Annotated in this window: 15 protein-coding genes and 3 tRNA genes; 12 read left to right on the forward strand and 6 right to left on the reverse strand. The window is 69.2% G+C overall.

The features are described 5' to 3' along the window. The first annotated feature begins 2 nt into the window (after positions 1 to 2). The 8 genes from AC5DRG_RS17270 to AC5DRG_RS17305 all read left to right on the forward strand — a co-directional run bounded on the left by AC5DRG_RS17270 (position 3) and on the right by AC5DRG_RS17305 (position 8,784). Positions 3 to 2,111, forward strand: coding sequence for a phage tail tape measure protein (locus AC5DRG_RS17270; RefSeq protein WP_491811408.1), 2,109 nt, complete (start codon positions 3 to 5; stop codon positions 2,109 to 2,111). Between the two features lies 1 nt (position 2,112). Next, a complete protein-coding gene (locus AC5DRG_RS17275; protein ID WP_491811409.1) occupies positions 2,113 to 5,532 on the forward strand; it encodes a hypothetical protein in 3,420 nt (1,139 codons plus the stop codon). A 9-nt stretch (positions 5,533 to 5,541) separates the two neighbouring features. Beyond that, the gene (locus tag AC5DRG_RS17280; protein WP_491811410.1) at positions 5,542 to 5,943 is read left to right on the forward strand and encodes a hypothetical protein; all 402 of its coding nucleotides are present in this window, start codon (positions 5,542 to 5,544) and stop codon (positions 5,941 to 5,943) included. Between the two features lie 90 nt (positions 5,944 to 6,033). Continuing rightward, complete coding sequence (locus AC5DRG_RS17285; protein ID WP_491811411.1) at positions 6,034 to 6,771, forward strand: peptidoglycan recognition protein family protein; 738 nt, start codon at positions 6,034 to 6,036, stop codon at positions 6,769 to 6,771. Positions 6,772 to 6,773: 2 nt separating this feature from the next. Further along, positions 6,774 to 6,962 (forward strand): hypothetical protein, encoded by a 189-nt coding sequence (locus tag AC5DRG_RS17290; RefSeq protein ID WP_491811412.1) that lies wholly within the window; start codon positions 6,774 to 6,776, stop codon positions 6,960 to 6,962. Further along, positions 6,959 to 7,222, forward strand: coding sequence for a hypothetical protein (locus AC5DRG_RS17295; RefSeq protein WP_491811413.1), 264 nt, complete (start codon positions 6,959 to 6,961; stop codon positions 7,220 to 7,222). The genes AC5DRG_RS17290 and AC5DRG_RS17295 overlap by 4 nt, the downstream gene beginning before the upstream one ends. Before the next feature lie 12 nt (positions 7,223 to 7,234). Beyond that, the gene (locus AC5DRG_RS17300) at positions 7,235 to 8,566 is read left to right on the forward strand and encodes a hypothetical protein (protein ID WP_491811414.1); all 1,332 of its coding nucleotides are present in this window, start codon (positions 7,235 to 7,237) and stop codon (positions 8,564 to 8,566) included. Positions 8,567 to 8,577: 11 nt separating this feature from the next. Further along, on the forward strand, positions 8,578 to 8,784 hold the full coding sequence (locus tag AC5DRG_RS17305) for a hypothetical protein (protein WP_491811415.1): 207 nt from the start codon (positions 8,578 to 8,580) through the stop codon (positions 8,782 to 8,784). Positions 8,785 to 8,853: 69 nt separating this feature from the next. Here the strand turns inward: AC5DRG_RS17305 and AC5DRG_RS17310 are convergent, their stop codons facing one another. From AC5DRG_RS17310 to AC5DRG_RS17320, 3 genes are read right to left on the reverse strand one after another with little or no spacing between them, the layout of a single operon-like run. Continuing rightward, positions 8,854 to 9,708, reverse strand: coding sequence for a helix-turn-helix domain-containing protein (locus tag AC5DRG_RS17310; protein WP_491811416.1), 855 nt, complete (start codon positions 9,706 to 9,708; stop codon positions 8,854 to 8,856). Between the two features lie 24 nt (positions 9,709 to 9,732). Further along, positions 9,733 to 10,260, reverse strand: a complete 528-nt coding sequence (locus AC5DRG_RS17315) for a DUF6879 family protein (RefSeq protein WP_491811417.1) — start codon at positions 10,258 to 10,260, stop codon at positions 9,733 to 9,735. Further along, positions 10,232 to 10,492: a hypothetical protein gene (locus AC5DRG_RS17320; RefSeq protein WP_491811418.1), complete on the reverse strand. Its 261-nt coding sequence runs from the start codon at positions 10,490 to 10,492 to the stop codon at positions 10,232 to 10,234. The genes AC5DRG_RS17315 and AC5DRG_RS17320 overlap by 29 nt, the downstream gene beginning before the upstream one ends. 231 nt (positions 10,493 to 10,723) lie before the next feature. Between AC5DRG_RS17320 and AC5DRG_RS17325 the strand changes: the two genes are divergently transcribed. Together AC5DRG_RS17325 and AC5DRG_RS17330 are read left to right on the forward strand one after the other, a co-directional pair. Beyond that, the gene (locus AC5DRG_RS17325; RefSeq protein ID WP_491811419.1) at positions 10,724 to 11,119 is read left to right on the forward strand and encodes a DUF6415 family natural product biosynthesis protein; all 396 of its coding nucleotides are present in this window, start codon (positions 10,724 to 10,726) and stop codon (positions 11,117 to 11,119) included. Continuing rightward, positions 11,116 to 11,319 (forward strand): hypothetical protein, encoded by a 204-nt coding sequence (locus AC5DRG_RS17330; RefSeq protein WP_491811420.1) that lies wholly within the window; start codon positions 11,116 to 11,118, stop codon positions 11,317 to 11,319. The genes AC5DRG_RS17325 and AC5DRG_RS17330 overlap by 4 nt, the downstream gene beginning before the upstream one ends. Before the next feature lie 219 nt (positions 11,320 to 11,538). Here AC5DRG_RS17330 and AC5DRG_RS17335 read toward each other — a convergent pair. The 3 genes from AC5DRG_RS17335 to AC5DRG_RS17345 form a co-directional block, all read right to left on the reverse strand. After that, positions 11,539 to 11,615, reverse strand: a tRNA-Ile gene (locus AC5DRG_RS17335). Positions 11,616 to 11,782: 167 nt separating this feature from the next. Beyond that, positions 11,783 to 11,855 (reverse strand) — tRNA-Asn (locus tag AC5DRG_RS17340). Between the two features lie 6 nt (positions 11,856 to 11,861). After that, positions 11,862 to 11,934, reverse strand: a tRNA-Asn gene (locus AC5DRG_RS17345). Positions 11,935 to 12,070: 136 nt separating this feature from the next. Between AC5DRG_RS17345 and AC5DRG_RS17350 the strand changes: the two genes are divergently transcribed. Together AC5DRG_RS17350 and AC5DRG_RS17355 are read left to right on the forward strand one after the other, a co-directional pair. Then, positions 12,071 to 12,376 carry a YtxH domain-containing protein gene (locus tag AC5DRG_RS17350; RefSeq protein WP_491811421.1) on the forward strand — a complete coding sequence of 102 codons (306 nt, stop codon included), beginning with the start codon at positions 12,071 to 12,073 and terminating at the stop codon, positions 12,374 to 12,376. Positions 12,377 to 12,426: 50 nt separating this feature from the next. Continuing rightward, complete coding sequence (locus AC5DRG_RS17355) at positions 12,427 to 13,884, forward strand: xylulokinase (protein WP_491811422.1); 1,458 nt, start codon at positions 12,427 to 12,429, stop codon at positions 13,882 to 13,884. Positions 13,885 to 13,900: the final 16 nt, after the last annotated feature.

Raw genomic sequence — 13,900 nt, forward strand, 5'->3', positions numbered from 1 at the left:
GGATGAGCGATACCTCACTCGTGTTCAACCTGGTCGCCCGCGACCGGGCCACCGAGACCCTGCAAAACGTCCGCGAGAAGTTCGACACCGCGGCCGCGGGCATCAGTGCGGGCGTCGCCGCCGGCCTCGGGGTGGGCGTGGCGGCGTCGCTGGACATGTCGGCGGCCTCGGACAAGATGGCTGCCCAGCTCGGTGTCGGTCCTGCCGAGGCGGCGCAGCTGTCCAAGGTGTCCGCCGCCGTGTACGCGGCCGCGTGGGGCGACTCGACTGAGACCGTGAACGCCGCCATCACAGGCGTGTACCAGAACATCGGTGACGTCTCCGATGCCGAGGGCGGCCTGGAGGGCGTCACCACCAAGGCCCTCGCGCTCTCGGAGACGTTCGGGCAGGAGGTCGGGCCCACCACCGCGGCGGTCGGGCAGATGATCCGAACCGGCCTGGCCAAGGATGCCGACGAGGCGTTCGACATCCTCACCCGGGGATTCCAGACCGGCGCCAACAAGGCCGATGACCTGCTGGACACGATGGGCGAGTACGGCACCCAGTTCCGCAAGTTCGGCTTGGACGGGCAGACGGCCACGGGCCTGCTCACCCAGGGCCTCAAGGCGGGCGCCCGCGACGCCGACATCGTCGCGGACTCGATCAAGGAGTTCTCTATCCGGGCGATCGACGGCTCGGAGACGACTAAGGCCGGGTTCGACGCGATCGGCCTGTCCGCCGGCGACATGGCCGCGAAGATCGGCAAGGGTGGTGCCTCGGCGACCGATGCCCTTGACCTGACGCTCGACAAGCTGCGGGCAATCGAAGACCCCGTTGAGCGGGAGGCCGCCGCGGTCGCCCTGTTCGGGACCCAGGCAGAAGACCTTGGTCAAGCCCTCTTCGCATTGGATCCCTCCAATGCCGTGGCCGCGCTGGGCGAGGTCGGCGGGGCCGCCGACAAGATGGCCGAGACCGTCGGCGACAACCCGGCCGCCGCCCTGGAGTCGTTCAAGCGCACGGCCGTCCAGAAGCTGGCCGACGTCTCCGGCGTCCTGGTGGGGTTCGCCACGGACAACGCGGGTGTGTTCGAGCCGCTCGCCTACACCCTCGCCGGGGTCGCCGCCGCCGTGATGCTGATCAAGGGCGGCATGATCGTGTGGACCGCCGCGCAGACCGCATGGTCCGCGGCTACGACGATCGCCACCGGCGTGCAATGGCTGTGGAACGCCGCCCTCGCCGCCTCCCCGGTGACGTGGATCATCGTTGGCATCGTCGCCCTGGTCGCCGCCATCGTGATCATCGCCACGAAGACCACCTGGTTCCAGACCATTTGGTCAACCGTGTGGGGCGCCATCACCACCGCGTTCTCTGCCACCGTGGCGTGGCTGTCCGACGCGTTCGGCTGGTTCGGCACACTGCCGGGGAAGTTCGCGGGCTGGTTCGGGGCCGCCAAGGACTGGGCGGTCACGAAGCTGACGGAGATGGTGACCTGGCTGGGCGGTCTGCCCGGGCGGGCGTGGGACGCCCTGATCGGGCTGCACGTCGCCGTGGCGAAACTCGCCTGGGACGCCTTCCAGTCCATGAAGGACGCCGCCGTCAACCGGGCTGTCTCCCTGACCGTGTGGATGGCCGGCCTGCCCGGCCGTCTGATCGACGCCATCGGCGGGCAGGCCTACCGCTTCTACAACATGGGCCTGGACTTCGTGTACGGCCTGTGGGACGGCATCTCGGCGGCCGGCGGCTGGCTGTGGTCGCAGATCTCCAACTTCGCCAGCAACAACATCGTCGACCCGGTCAAGGACTTCCTGCACATCGGATCCCCGTCCAAGCTCGCCGCGGACGAGATCGGCCACTGGTTCCCCGCCGGTATCGCCATGGGCGTCGAGGACAACGCGAGCGTCGTCGACGACGCCGTCCGCGGCCTCATCAACCCGGCCGCCTACCGGCCCACCGGCCCCATCAGCACGGGCCTGAGCCCGTTCGCAGGGGCGGCTGCCGCCCTCGGCGCGACGCGCAGCCAACCGCCCCTGGTGCTCCAGATCAACGGGAACGACCGGGGGTTCCGGGAGTGGTTCCAAGGGATGGTCCGCACGCAAGCGGGCGGTGACGTGATCAAGTTCGCGGAGGGATGACATGCCGAACCTGCCGCCGCCGGTGTGGGGCGAGCTGTTCTACAGCGGCGCCTGGAGCACCGTCACCGACGACATGCGGGTCGCCACGTCCGCGGTGACGATCACCCGGGGACTCAGCTCCGAGTCCTCGTCGGCCGCGGAGCCGACAGCAGGCTCATGCGACCTGGACAGCCGCGACAACCGGTACGCCCCGCGCAACCCCACCTCGCCCCTGTACAACCTGATCGGCCGCAACACGCCGATGCGGTACGGGTACACGGTCGGCTCGCCGTGGGCGGTCATGGCCGGCGGGCTGGGCAGCGACGCCCTGGAAACTCCGGACGCGGCCGCGCTGGACGTGAGCGGGGACTTCGACCTGCGCCTCGATGTGGCCCTTGAGGACTGGTCCGAGTCGCAGATGCTGGCCCTGCGGTACGTGCCCAGCGCCAACGACTGCTGGGCCCTGGAGATCGAGAACGGTTTCCCCCTGCTCATCTGGTCGCCGGACGGCACCCTGGCCAGCCGCATCAACCAGACGTGCACCGAGGAACTGAAGGCGTACCACGGCCAACGCCTCACGCTGCGCGTGACCTTGGACATCAACAACGGGGCGGGCGGCTACGAGTTGCGCTTCTACACCGGGCGCACGGTTGACGACACCGAATGGCACCTGCTCGGGAACCCCATCGTCGGGACGGGAACCACCAGCGTGTTCGCCGGCACCGCCGCGCTGGAGATCGGGCACGGTACCTCGTTCAACGCGCTGCCGTCCGGCGGCGTGCTGAACCGGCTGCGTGGCAACGTCTACGCGCTGAAGCTGCTGGACGGCACCACCACCAAGGTCAACATGAAGACCAGCGCGGCCGTCGCGGGCGGCACATCGTTCGTCGACGCTACGGGCCTGACGTGGACGAAGCAGGGCAGCGCCGTCTTCAGCAACAAGCACATCCGCCTGTCCGGGGAGGTGCCCGCCTGGCCGCCCACCCGGGACCTCTCCCTCAACGACAACTACGTCAGCGTCACCCCCTCGGGGATCATGCGCCGCATGGACGCGGGCAACAAACCGCAGGATTCGGCCCTGCTCAGGTTCCTCAAGGTCGCCTCCCCCCTGGCCTGCTGGCCGCTCACCGACAGCCAGGAGGCAGCCGAGGGGAGGCCCCTGTTCGGGCGGCAGTCGATGACCGTGTCCCTTCCGCTGTCCCTGGGCACCGACCTGCCCGCGTGGGGAAGCGGGACCCTGGTCGACTGGATGGAACCGGTCATCACCTTCAAGGGAGAGACCGGCGGTGTCATCACGGGCGGCATGGCGAACAGCACGTCCGCGGCGGATGCCTGGTCGGTGGACTTCCTGTACCGCAGCCAGGCCCCCGGCAACACCGGCGTGTTCGAGATCCGCGACCGCGGCCGCGGCGACGACGCCGACCCGCAGGTCTACTTCCAGCTGTCGCTGTCCACCCCGGACAACGACATCACGATCTTCCGTGTGTCCAAGGGCGACAGCTCGTCCTCGTCCTCGCTGCTGACCTCGGTGACGAACGTCGGGATCTACGACGGGGCCATGCACCACGTCCGCTTCTCGGTCGACCCCGGGGCCACAGACTCCGTGTGGACGATCTACGTGGACGGCGTCCAGAAGGCCACCGGCACGCTGACCAGCATCGTGGTCAAGGCACTGCACCACGTGACCTACAACTGGGCTCTCCTCACCGGTGGCGGCATCCCGGGCGGCGACCAGCAGCTCGGCTACGTCACCTACTGGGACGGCACCGGGCCCACCGCGGCTGAGTTCTGGGACGCGGCCACCGGCTTCCAGGGCGAGCTGGCCGGGGACCGCATCGTGCGCCTGGCCGCCGAGGCGGGCTACACGGCATCTGTGGCCGGCGAGGGCGAGTTCCAGCGGCCGATGGGCATCCAGGGGCCGAAGAAGCTTCTGGAGCTGCTGAACGAGGCCAACCGGACCAACTTTGGCTACCTGTTGGACCGGCGCGACGGCGCCGAGGTGATCCACCGGGGCCAGTCCACGCTGTGGAACCAGACGCCCGGGCTCACCCTGGACTTCTCAGCCGGGCTCATCTCGCCGCCCTTCAAGCCCGTCGACGACGACAAGCTCACCGAGAACGACGTCACGGTGCAGCGCGAGTACGGCTCAGTCCCGGCCCGGGAAGTACTGGAGGAAGGCGAGCTGTCCGTCCTGGCCCCTGAGGACGGCGGGGTGGGCCGCTACGACCGCGCCTACACCTACAGCCTTCACACGGACGACCAGGCCCGCCAGGTGGCCGGAATGCGGGTACACCTGGGCACGTATGCCGGGGTGCGCTACGCCCGCATCACGCTGAACCTGGCCAACGCGCGCGTCTACGCGCTGATCGACGACATCCTGCGCGTCGACGTCGGAGACAAGATCCGCCTGACTGATCTGCCGGCGGACCACGGGCCCGACGACGTCGACGTCCTGGTGGTCGGCTACACAGAGGAGGCCGGACCGGACGCCTGGCTGATCACCTTCAACTGCGTGCCCGGCGAGCCGTGGACGGCCCTGGTGGTCGGCAGCAGCAAGGCCGACACCGGCGGCTGCCGGCTCGCGGAGGCCCTGGACGCCTCGGAGACCGGGGTGGACGTGTTCACCACCGGCCTGTACCGGTGGGTCGACTCACCCACCTACCCGAGCGACTTCCCCTTCGACGTCCGCACCGGCGGGGAGATCATGCGGGTGACCGCCTGCGACAGCGCCGTGCGGGACACCTTCACCCGGACCGTGTCGAACGGCTGGGGGACGGCAACCGTCGGCGGGACGTGGACCACCGCGGGCGGGACGGCCTCGGAGTATGCCGTGAACGGCAGTGTGGGCACGCACAGTCTGACCTCGGTCAACGCCTCACGGCACACCGTGATCCCAGCCCCGTCGGCGGACGTCGACGTGATCGTGGACGTGGCCACCAGCGCCCTGGCATTGGGCAACCCGGAGTACGTGGGCCTGCTCGCCCGCTACACGGACACCAACAACCTCTACTACGCCCGGGCCGCCCTCAACACCAACCAGACGATCACGCTCGTCCTCCAGAAGCGGGTGGCCGGCGCACAGACCGACCTCGCGTCGGTCACCGTGCCCTACACGCATGCGGCCGGCACGTACAACCGCATCCGTTTCCAGGTCATCGGCTCCACGCTGCGCGCCAAGGTGTGGGACACGGGCGGACCGGAGCCGGTGGCGTGGCAGGCCTCGGTCACCGACACCTCCCTGACGGCCGCCGGGTCGATCGGGACGCGTTCCATCCTTGGCTCGGCGAACACGAACACGCTGCCCGTCACGGTGTCCTACGACAACCTCGCCATGCTCAACCCGCAGACCTTCACCGTGACCCGCAGCGTCAACGGCGTGAGCAAGACACATTCGACCGGCCAGCCCATCAGCCTGGCCAACCCCGCCTACGTGGCGATGTGAGGAGGACCGGTGCGCTTTCTCGCGGGCATGACGGTCACGGCCGACCGGCTCAACGACAACTCGCTGGACGACTCGACCTCGTCCGGTCTGACGGCTGCCACCGACTTCAGCGTGAGCTCCTTCTCCGGCCGCAAGGTCAACGGGATCACCACCATCCACGTGGTGTGTACGTACACCGGGACCACGGTGGCCATCACACCGGGCGGCAATCTCGCCGACACCGCCATGTGCACGCTGCCGTCCGGATGGCGTCCACCGGAGGTCATCAACGAAGTCTTCGGCGACGGGACGATCGACGGTGAATGCACCATCGGAACGTCTGGGCAGATCACCCTGCGTTCCATCCTCGACGACCTGACCAACGGGCGGAACCTGCGGGTGACCGCGGTCTGGATCAGCGAGAACGCCTGACCCGCCCCACCCCCGCCAGCCCCGTGCCTGCCGGCCGGGGCCTTTCTCATGTCTGGAGGCCCGATGGCCTGGTATCCCGGCGCTACACGCATGGAACTGCAGCCGGAGTCCGACTCCCAGCCGGCCATCAAGCCGACGCAGTTCATCGTCCACTCGCTCGCCGCGCCGTGGACGGCGAAGCGCGCCTACGAGTACTGGCGCGACTCCACCAACCTGGAATCCCACTTCGGGCTCGGCTATGAGGGCGACCTCGCCCAGTTCATCGGCACCGAGACCCGCGCCGACGCCAACGCCGCCGCCAACCGGCGCGCGGACGGTACCGGCGCCGTGTCCATCGAGACCGCGTCGAACACGGCGGCCTCCGACGCGTGGACGGACGCGCAGGTCGAGCAGCTCATCAAGCTCGGCGTGTGGCTGCACCAGACGCACGGCATCCCGTTGCGCCTGTGCCGGACGGCGGACGATCCCGGGTTCGGCTGGCACAAGCAGTTCGACGCGTGGAACCCCAACGCGCACGCCTGCCCCGGGCCCGCGCGCATCACCCAGTTCACGACGGTCGTGTTCCCGGGCATCGTCGCCCGCGCCACGGCCAAGCCCACCCCGCCCAAGGAGGAACTCCCCGTGGCCGTGACTGCCGCAGAGATCGCTGAGCTCGCCGCCGAGCAGGTGTGGAAGCACCCGGTCCAGAAGGGCGACACCAACGAGACGTGGACTGCCGCCGCGCAGATCCGTGCCCCGCACATCGCGCTGGGCCGCGTCGAGAAGAAGGTCGACGCGCTCACCGACCTCGTCAACCAGCTGCTCGCCGCGAACACCAAGGAGTCCTGACCATGCGCATCTCCAGCATCGCCAAGTCCATCGTCGCCGGGCTCGCGGCCGGCGCCACCGCCGCCGTCACGGCCGTACAGGACAGCGTCCTGACCACCGGTGAGGGCGTCACCATCGTGCTCGCCGTGCTCGGCGCCTGGGGCATCACCTACGCCGTCCCCAACCGGCAGGCGGGCGAGGCAGGTAGATGACGACGCCGCCGGACCCCGGGGTGTACATCAGTACGGCCCAGATGTACCAGGAGGTGAGGGACCTGGCTCAGACGGTCGGCCGCATCGAGTCCAAGGTGGACAGCTTCCTCGACGAGGCGAAGGACATCCGCGGCGATCTCCAGGACCACGAGCTCAGGATCCGCACCCTCGAACGCGCCCGCTGGCCCATGCCCACGATCGGCGTCCTCGCCGGTGTGGCTGGCGCCGCGACGGGCGCGATCGCCCTGTTCGCCCGCTGAGAGGAGGACGGCATGCCTCTGCCCGCAGGCGTGGAGACCGTCACGGTCACGGCCGGAGAGCCCCTGACCTTGCCCGATGGGACACCGATCCAGGGGCGGCTCATCTTCACCGGCCCCGACCTGGTGACGATCGGCGAGGACGACGTCATCCTCGGCGGCAGGGCTGAAACCCAGGTCGTCGACGGCGACTTCTCCGTGACGCTGGTCGCGACCGACGCAACCGGCATGTCACCAACCGGCTGGACGTACACGGTCACTGCGTCGTTCTCCAACGCGCCGCACTGGGTGCGATACATCAGCCTGCCCAAGGCAGCGCCGTCCGTCGTTCTTGCGGACATCGTGGTGCCCGACCCGATCGAGGGCGTCCAGGGCGCGCCGCTCGTCATCAACACCACCGGCGCAGCCTCCTACGACGACCTGCCCAAGGGCAACCTCGTCGGCTCGAACAACGCGGCCCTGCTGCTGGGTTCGTCGTTCGGCGGCGGCGAGGACAACGGCACCGGCACCGACTCCACCGGCCGGCTCGCCCTGTACTCGTACCAGCGGGCCAGTACCTACGGGTTCGGGGAGACCATCCGCAACTTCCTGATGCGGAAGGACGCCAAGGCCATGACGGCCTGGTACGGACCGCAGTCCGGTACGGCAGCGAACTACGACGGCAACCGCGACTGGACGGCCGGCTCCAGCGCGAAGCCATGGTGCTGGACCGGCGCGCACTACGAGGCCAACGACCACGGGTCGATTCACGGGCACTGGGAAGTCGAGGTCCCGGATGTAACCGGCGCGCTGCAGGGCCGCCTTGAGATCCCGTTCATAGACCAGGAGAACAGCCCCGGCACCATCGGTGTGGCGGTCACCAACATCCGCACGAACCTGGCGGACTTCTCGGTGCGCGCCTCGTCCGGCGTGCTGCGGGTCGGCGGCAACGACACCTTCAACAAGGACGTCCTGCTGTCCATCAGCTCGGACCGGGCCACGTCCGGTCAGCGGTGGATCCTGCGGGCCACGAACGAGACCGAGGCCGGGGCGAACGCCGGCACGAACTTCCACATCCGCCGGTACGACGACACGGGGACGTACATCGATTCCCCGGTGGTCATCTCTCGGTCCACCGGCAACGTCACCCTCGGGCCCGGCCTGGTGGCCCGGCGTTCCTCGTCGACCGTGTCCAGCCTCAGTCTCAACAGCACGTCCCTGGGCGGCGGCGTGGGCGTCATCGCGGTCGGTAACGCCAACACCGTTCCGGCATCCAACCCGACGGGCGGCGGCGTGCTGTACGCCGAGGGCGGGGCGCTGAAATGGCGCGGCCCGTCGGGCGCAATCACCACGATCGGACTGGCCTGAGAGGGGACCCAATGCACAATCACGACCCGGAGCAACTCGTCGAGGGTGGCCCGTCCGCCTCGGCACCGGGAGACCCGCTGTCGGCGGCTCGTGCGCTCATCGCGCAGGAGCAGCAGGCCCGCATGGAGGCCTGTGCGGCCGAGCTGCAGCAGGTCCTCGACAAGCACGGGATGCGGTTGGAGGTCACGCCAGCGCAGATCAGCCTCATCCCCGCCTGACCACCAACGGCGACGCCCCCAACCACGGCCACCACGGCCGTGGTTGGGGGCGTTTCGTCATGCCCGCGATCAGTGCAGCGCCTCGATGGCCTTGAGGATCAGGGCGCGCGCCTCAGCCCCGTACACGGCCATGCTGCGGAGTTCCTCGAACGCCCGGATGTACAGCTCGATTTCGGAGGGCTGATTGATCCGCACCCTGGCGGAGACCAACTCGACGGACACGAGCTTGTCGTCGTACACGTGGAAGGTCTCGCGCGGCCACTGAGAACGCAGGCTCGCGGCTGCCGGGATGATGCCGAGGGACACCGTGGAGATCGCGCCAGCGGTGAGGAGGTAGCCGAGCTGCGCCGCCATGGCGTCGACGTCGGCAATCTGGCAGTACAGAACCGGCTCTTCGATGAGCAGGACGAAGCGGCGGCCGGGGTCGTGGATGATGCGCGAGCGCTCGACCCGGGCGCGCGCGGCTTCGGTGCTGTCGTCGTCAGGGAGCTGACGGAAACGGGCCGCCGCGCCGAGGACACCGGCCGCGTAGCCCTCGGTCTGCAGGAGACCGGGGACGAGCGTGGACGAGTACACGCGGAACAGGTCGGTGGTGCGGAAGAGCTTGCCGGTGTTCTGCTGCAGCTCGGTCAGGCCCCTGCGGGTTTGATGGCGCCACTCCCTGTACATCGACTCGGCGTTCACCGACTGCACGACGATGTCCTGCGCCTGGGACTTTGCTCCGGTGGCAGCGCACCACTGGCGGATGTCGTTGGTGGTGGGGGCGGTGATCGAGTTCTCGATGCGGGACGTCTTGGAGTGGTGCCAGCCGCACCGGTCTGCCAGCTCGGTAATCGTCAGTCCTGCCTCTTTGCGGAGGCCGCGCAGCCGCTCGGCGACAGCTGCGCGCGCGGCCTGGGCGGACGAGGATGGGGAGACGGGCATGAGCTGGCTTACCGGCGCTTCCTGCTAGTGGATCTCGTACTGGTCGTGAGGGACGGCCCTGGCCCACACCTCGTCGAATGCGGTGGCACACAGCTTGGCGGCGGCAGGATCGTCGGAAAGCTCCTGGCCTGCAGACCCGCCGTCGCCAGTGAAGTGATTCCACCGGATCAGGCGGTTGTCGAAGAGCCAGAAGTCGTTGCCCGGCAGCGGGATGTCGGATGCGCGCCGACGGGGCAGCCACCGCACCTCTTCGCCCGCGGCGACGTTCGTGAAGGTGCCGGAGTGCTCGAAGCGGATGTATTCGCTGACGGGCTCGGACACGATCCGGGCACGCCGTACAGCAACGCCGCGGGCAACGGTCTCCTGGACCATGTCGAGCCACGGCCGCCACCAGGACGCCCGGTCCGCCGGGTCGTGGCGGAATCCCTGGCGCCACGCGTCGAACTGCTGCCGCTCTTTGTCGACCGAGTAGACGTCGCGCATCTCCAGGTGCACCGCCGAGTGGGTACAGCCTGCGATGAGTTCAGCGAACGTCGGCACGCTCGACGGCATCGCACGCCTCCCTGATCATCGGCACCATCCTGGCGGGGATACGGATCACGGCCTCGTGCTCCGGGATGCCCACCGCGTGGCCTGGGACGGTGAACTCTGCGCACTCCGCTTCGAGTTCGGCGGCGGGCTTCCAGCCCTGGAGTACGAGTTCCTGCTTCTCTTGGTCGACCCAGACTGTAGGGCTCTCGTCGTCGCCGGTGTTCGGGTCGATACCGATGAACTGCAGTGCCACGGCTGTCTCCCTCGATGTGTTGTGCAGTCTTCTGCAATACCGTCACGCCCAGCGACCTCAGGGTCAAGGGTGCGAATCCGCCAACGCTCCTCTACAGGGTGGGTGCGTTGCACAGTTCTGCACATTGCTAGCTGTGCCGCACGTCACGCTCCTAGCGTCGGCAGTTACGACAAGACCCCGGCGAGGTGACAGCCTCCCGGGGCGTGGCCAACGCTGCTGAGGAGCGCCGACATGGCAACAAATACCACCCATCCGCCGGCCACCGAAGAGCAGGATCAGGCCCCGCCCGACATCGAGGTGATGCGCGCGGCCGTGGGGTGCCTGATCGGACCGGACGACGCCCCGGAAGCCCTGCCGCCCTCCGGCGACGAGCTCGACACGCTCACCCTCCAGATGCGAGGGCACATCGAGCTGATGGTCATCGAGGTCTCGCGGACGACGCTGAAGCTTCCCAAGAGCAGCATCCCGCGCTTCTGCGCGCTCGCGTGCGTAGGAGAGGCGCGGCGGAAGCTGACGGAGGAACCCCGCTCCGGGCTGGGCGGGCGCGTAGCCCACGCGCGCAGACTCGCCCGTGTCCTGGGTGCCCTGTGCGACCACCACGAGGGCCTCGTCGGGGCCACGTCGTGACCTCGGCCCTGCACGTGTGCCGCTACTGCGACGGGCTGATCACCGACCCGGGCGACGCGGTCGCCCTGTGGCGCGAGGAAAGCATGAGCGGCCCCGGCTGGACGGTGTACGCGCACCGCGAGCACGCCGACCTGGTGCTGCCGGATGTCACCCCGCTGCGCATCCTCGCCCGCGTCCGAGCGGCGCGCCGTACCTCCTGAACCCCGCCCGCCCTCGCACCCCGTGAACTCCTGGGGGCGGGCGGCCTCTTGGCCCCGGTCGTAGCGCGTCGCGACCGGGGCCGCTCCATGTCTTGATCGTCTGCACTTCGGTTGAGCTTCGACTGAGCTAACGATCACCGGAGACGACAACAGCCCCTCGCTGACGTGAGGGGCTGGCATGCTTCCGCAGGTGAAAACGTTCCTGCACCAAAGCCGGAATGGTGGGGCGGGTGGGACTCGAACCCACGGCCGACGGATTATGAGTCCGCTGCTCTAACCGGCTGAGCTACCGCCCCATAGCGGCGTGTCGCGTACATGTGTGCGCGCCGTCTGCCGCAGCATAGCCGCTCATACGATCTCCTGCTTCGAGTGGTCGGCCTCGCATGACCTTGAGGACTACGCCGTGGGCGGGGCGGTTCCTCGGGGCATGAAAAAGGACCCCATCGGGGTCCTCTTCAGCCTGCTCTCCCGACTGGACTCGAACCAGTAACCTGCCGGTTAACAGCCGGCTGCTCTGCCAATTGAGCTACGGAAGATCGAAGCTCCCCCGACTGGACTCGAACCAGTAACCTGCCGGTTAACAGCCGGCTGCTCTGCCAATTGAGCTACGGAGGAATGCCTCGTTGCATCGATCGTACCTACCTGGGTATTCGCCAGGGGGCGCTCGTTCGCTGCGACACATACATTAGCGCAAGCAGGGGGGTGCTCCGCCAATCGGTTCCCCCGTGCCCGACCAGGAAGGGTGGCCGCCATGCGCTACCGGCTCACGTTCGTCGTCGGACTCGCTCTGGGTTACGTGCTGGGCACACGGGCCGGACGCGAGCGCTACGAGCAGTTGAAGAAGTCCGCTCGTCAGGTCGCGCAGAACCCGGCCGTCCGCAACACCGCGGAGTCCGCGGCACAGCAGGGGCGCCAGTTCGCCGGCAAGGCGTATCACGTGGTCAGTGAGAAGGTCGGCGACCGGATGCCGGACTCGGTCGCGGACCGCGTGAGGTCCCTGCGCGAGCGCAACACCAACGGCTCCGGCGAGGACGACTGGGGCACCAGCAACACCTAGCGGATGCGGACCGGCGCGCCCACCTTCCCGCGTACGGCAGAATTTTCGCCATGGGGATAGTCGCCGGGTTGGACAGTTCGCCCGATTTCACTCGAATCGTTGTCTGCGACGCGGACACGGGAGCCGTGCTGCGGCAGGGTTATGCGCCGCATCCGATGGAGGGCTCCGAGGGTGGCGGGGGACGGCCTTCCGATGTCGATCCACAGGCCTGGCTGCTGTCGCTGGGGGAAGCCGCCGGCGGGGGGCTGCTCGAAGGTGTGCAGGCCATCGGGGTGTCCGCGCAGCAGAACTCGGTCGTGCCGCTGGACTCGCAGGGCAACACCGTGCGGCCCGCGATGGTCGGCGGTGACAAGCGGGCGCAGGTCGCGGCGGCCGATCTGATCGACGCGCTCGGCGGGCGTGAGGCGTGGGCGCAGGCCGTGGGGTGCGTACCGCAGGCCCCGCAGCCCGTCGCCAAGCTCCGCTGGCTCGCCAAGACCGAGCCCGACAACGCCCAGCGCGCCGCCGTCCTCATGCAGGCGCACGACTGGCTGGTGTGGCAGCTCCTCGGGCGGCCGGTGCGCCGGACCACGGACCGGGGCGGGGCCTCCGGGACCGGGTACTGGTCCGCCGCCACCGGCGGCTACCGGCCCGAGCTCGTCGAGCTCGCGCTCGGCCACCAGGCCATGCTGCCCGAGGTGATCGGACCGTCCGACGCGGCCGGTACGACACCGGAGGGGCTGCTGATCTCCGCCGGGACCGGCGAGACCATGGCCGCGGCCTTCGGCCTTGGGATCGGGCTCGGTGACGCGGTCGTGTCGCTCGGCGCCTCCGGGTCCGTGATGGCCGTACACACCGAGGCACTGGTCGACCAGACCGGGATGATCACCTCCCTCGCCGATGCGACGGGCATGCACCTGCCCGTCGTCACCACACTCAATGCCGTACGGACCCTGCGCGGCGCCACCGAGCTGCTCGGGCTGCCCGATCTGGAGAGCCTGTCCGAGCTGGCGATGAAGTCGACGCCGGGGGCCCACGGGCTCGTGTTCCTGCCCTATTTGGAGGGTGAGCGGACGCCGAACCTGCCGCACACCGCCGGGACCCTGTCGGGGCTGCGGCGGGAGTCGATGAGGGCCGAGCATCTGGCGCGGGCCTCGTTCGAGGGCATGCTGTGCGGGCTCGCCGACGCGCTGGACGTGCTGCGCGGGCGGGGCGTCGACGTACGGCGGCTCTTCCTGCTCGGGCCGGCCGCCGAGCTGCCCGCCGTGCAGGCCGCCGCGCCCGCGATCTTCGGGGTGCAGGTCGTCGTACCCCAGCCCGCCGACTACGCGGCCATCGGCGCCGCCCGGCAGGCCGCCTGGGCGCTGGGCGTGACCCAGGGCACGCTCGACCCGCGCATCCCGCCGGCCTGGCAGGGCCCGGTCGCCCAGGTCCTGGAGCCCGGCGAGGAACTGGCGATGGGGCAGGCGGTGCGCCAGCAGTACGTGTCGGTGCGGGAGCAGACCCATCCGGGGGCGTTTCGGGGCTGAGTCTTAGGGCCAACGA

It is taken from the genome of Streptomyces sp. JLBG701 (assembly GCF_058544905.1).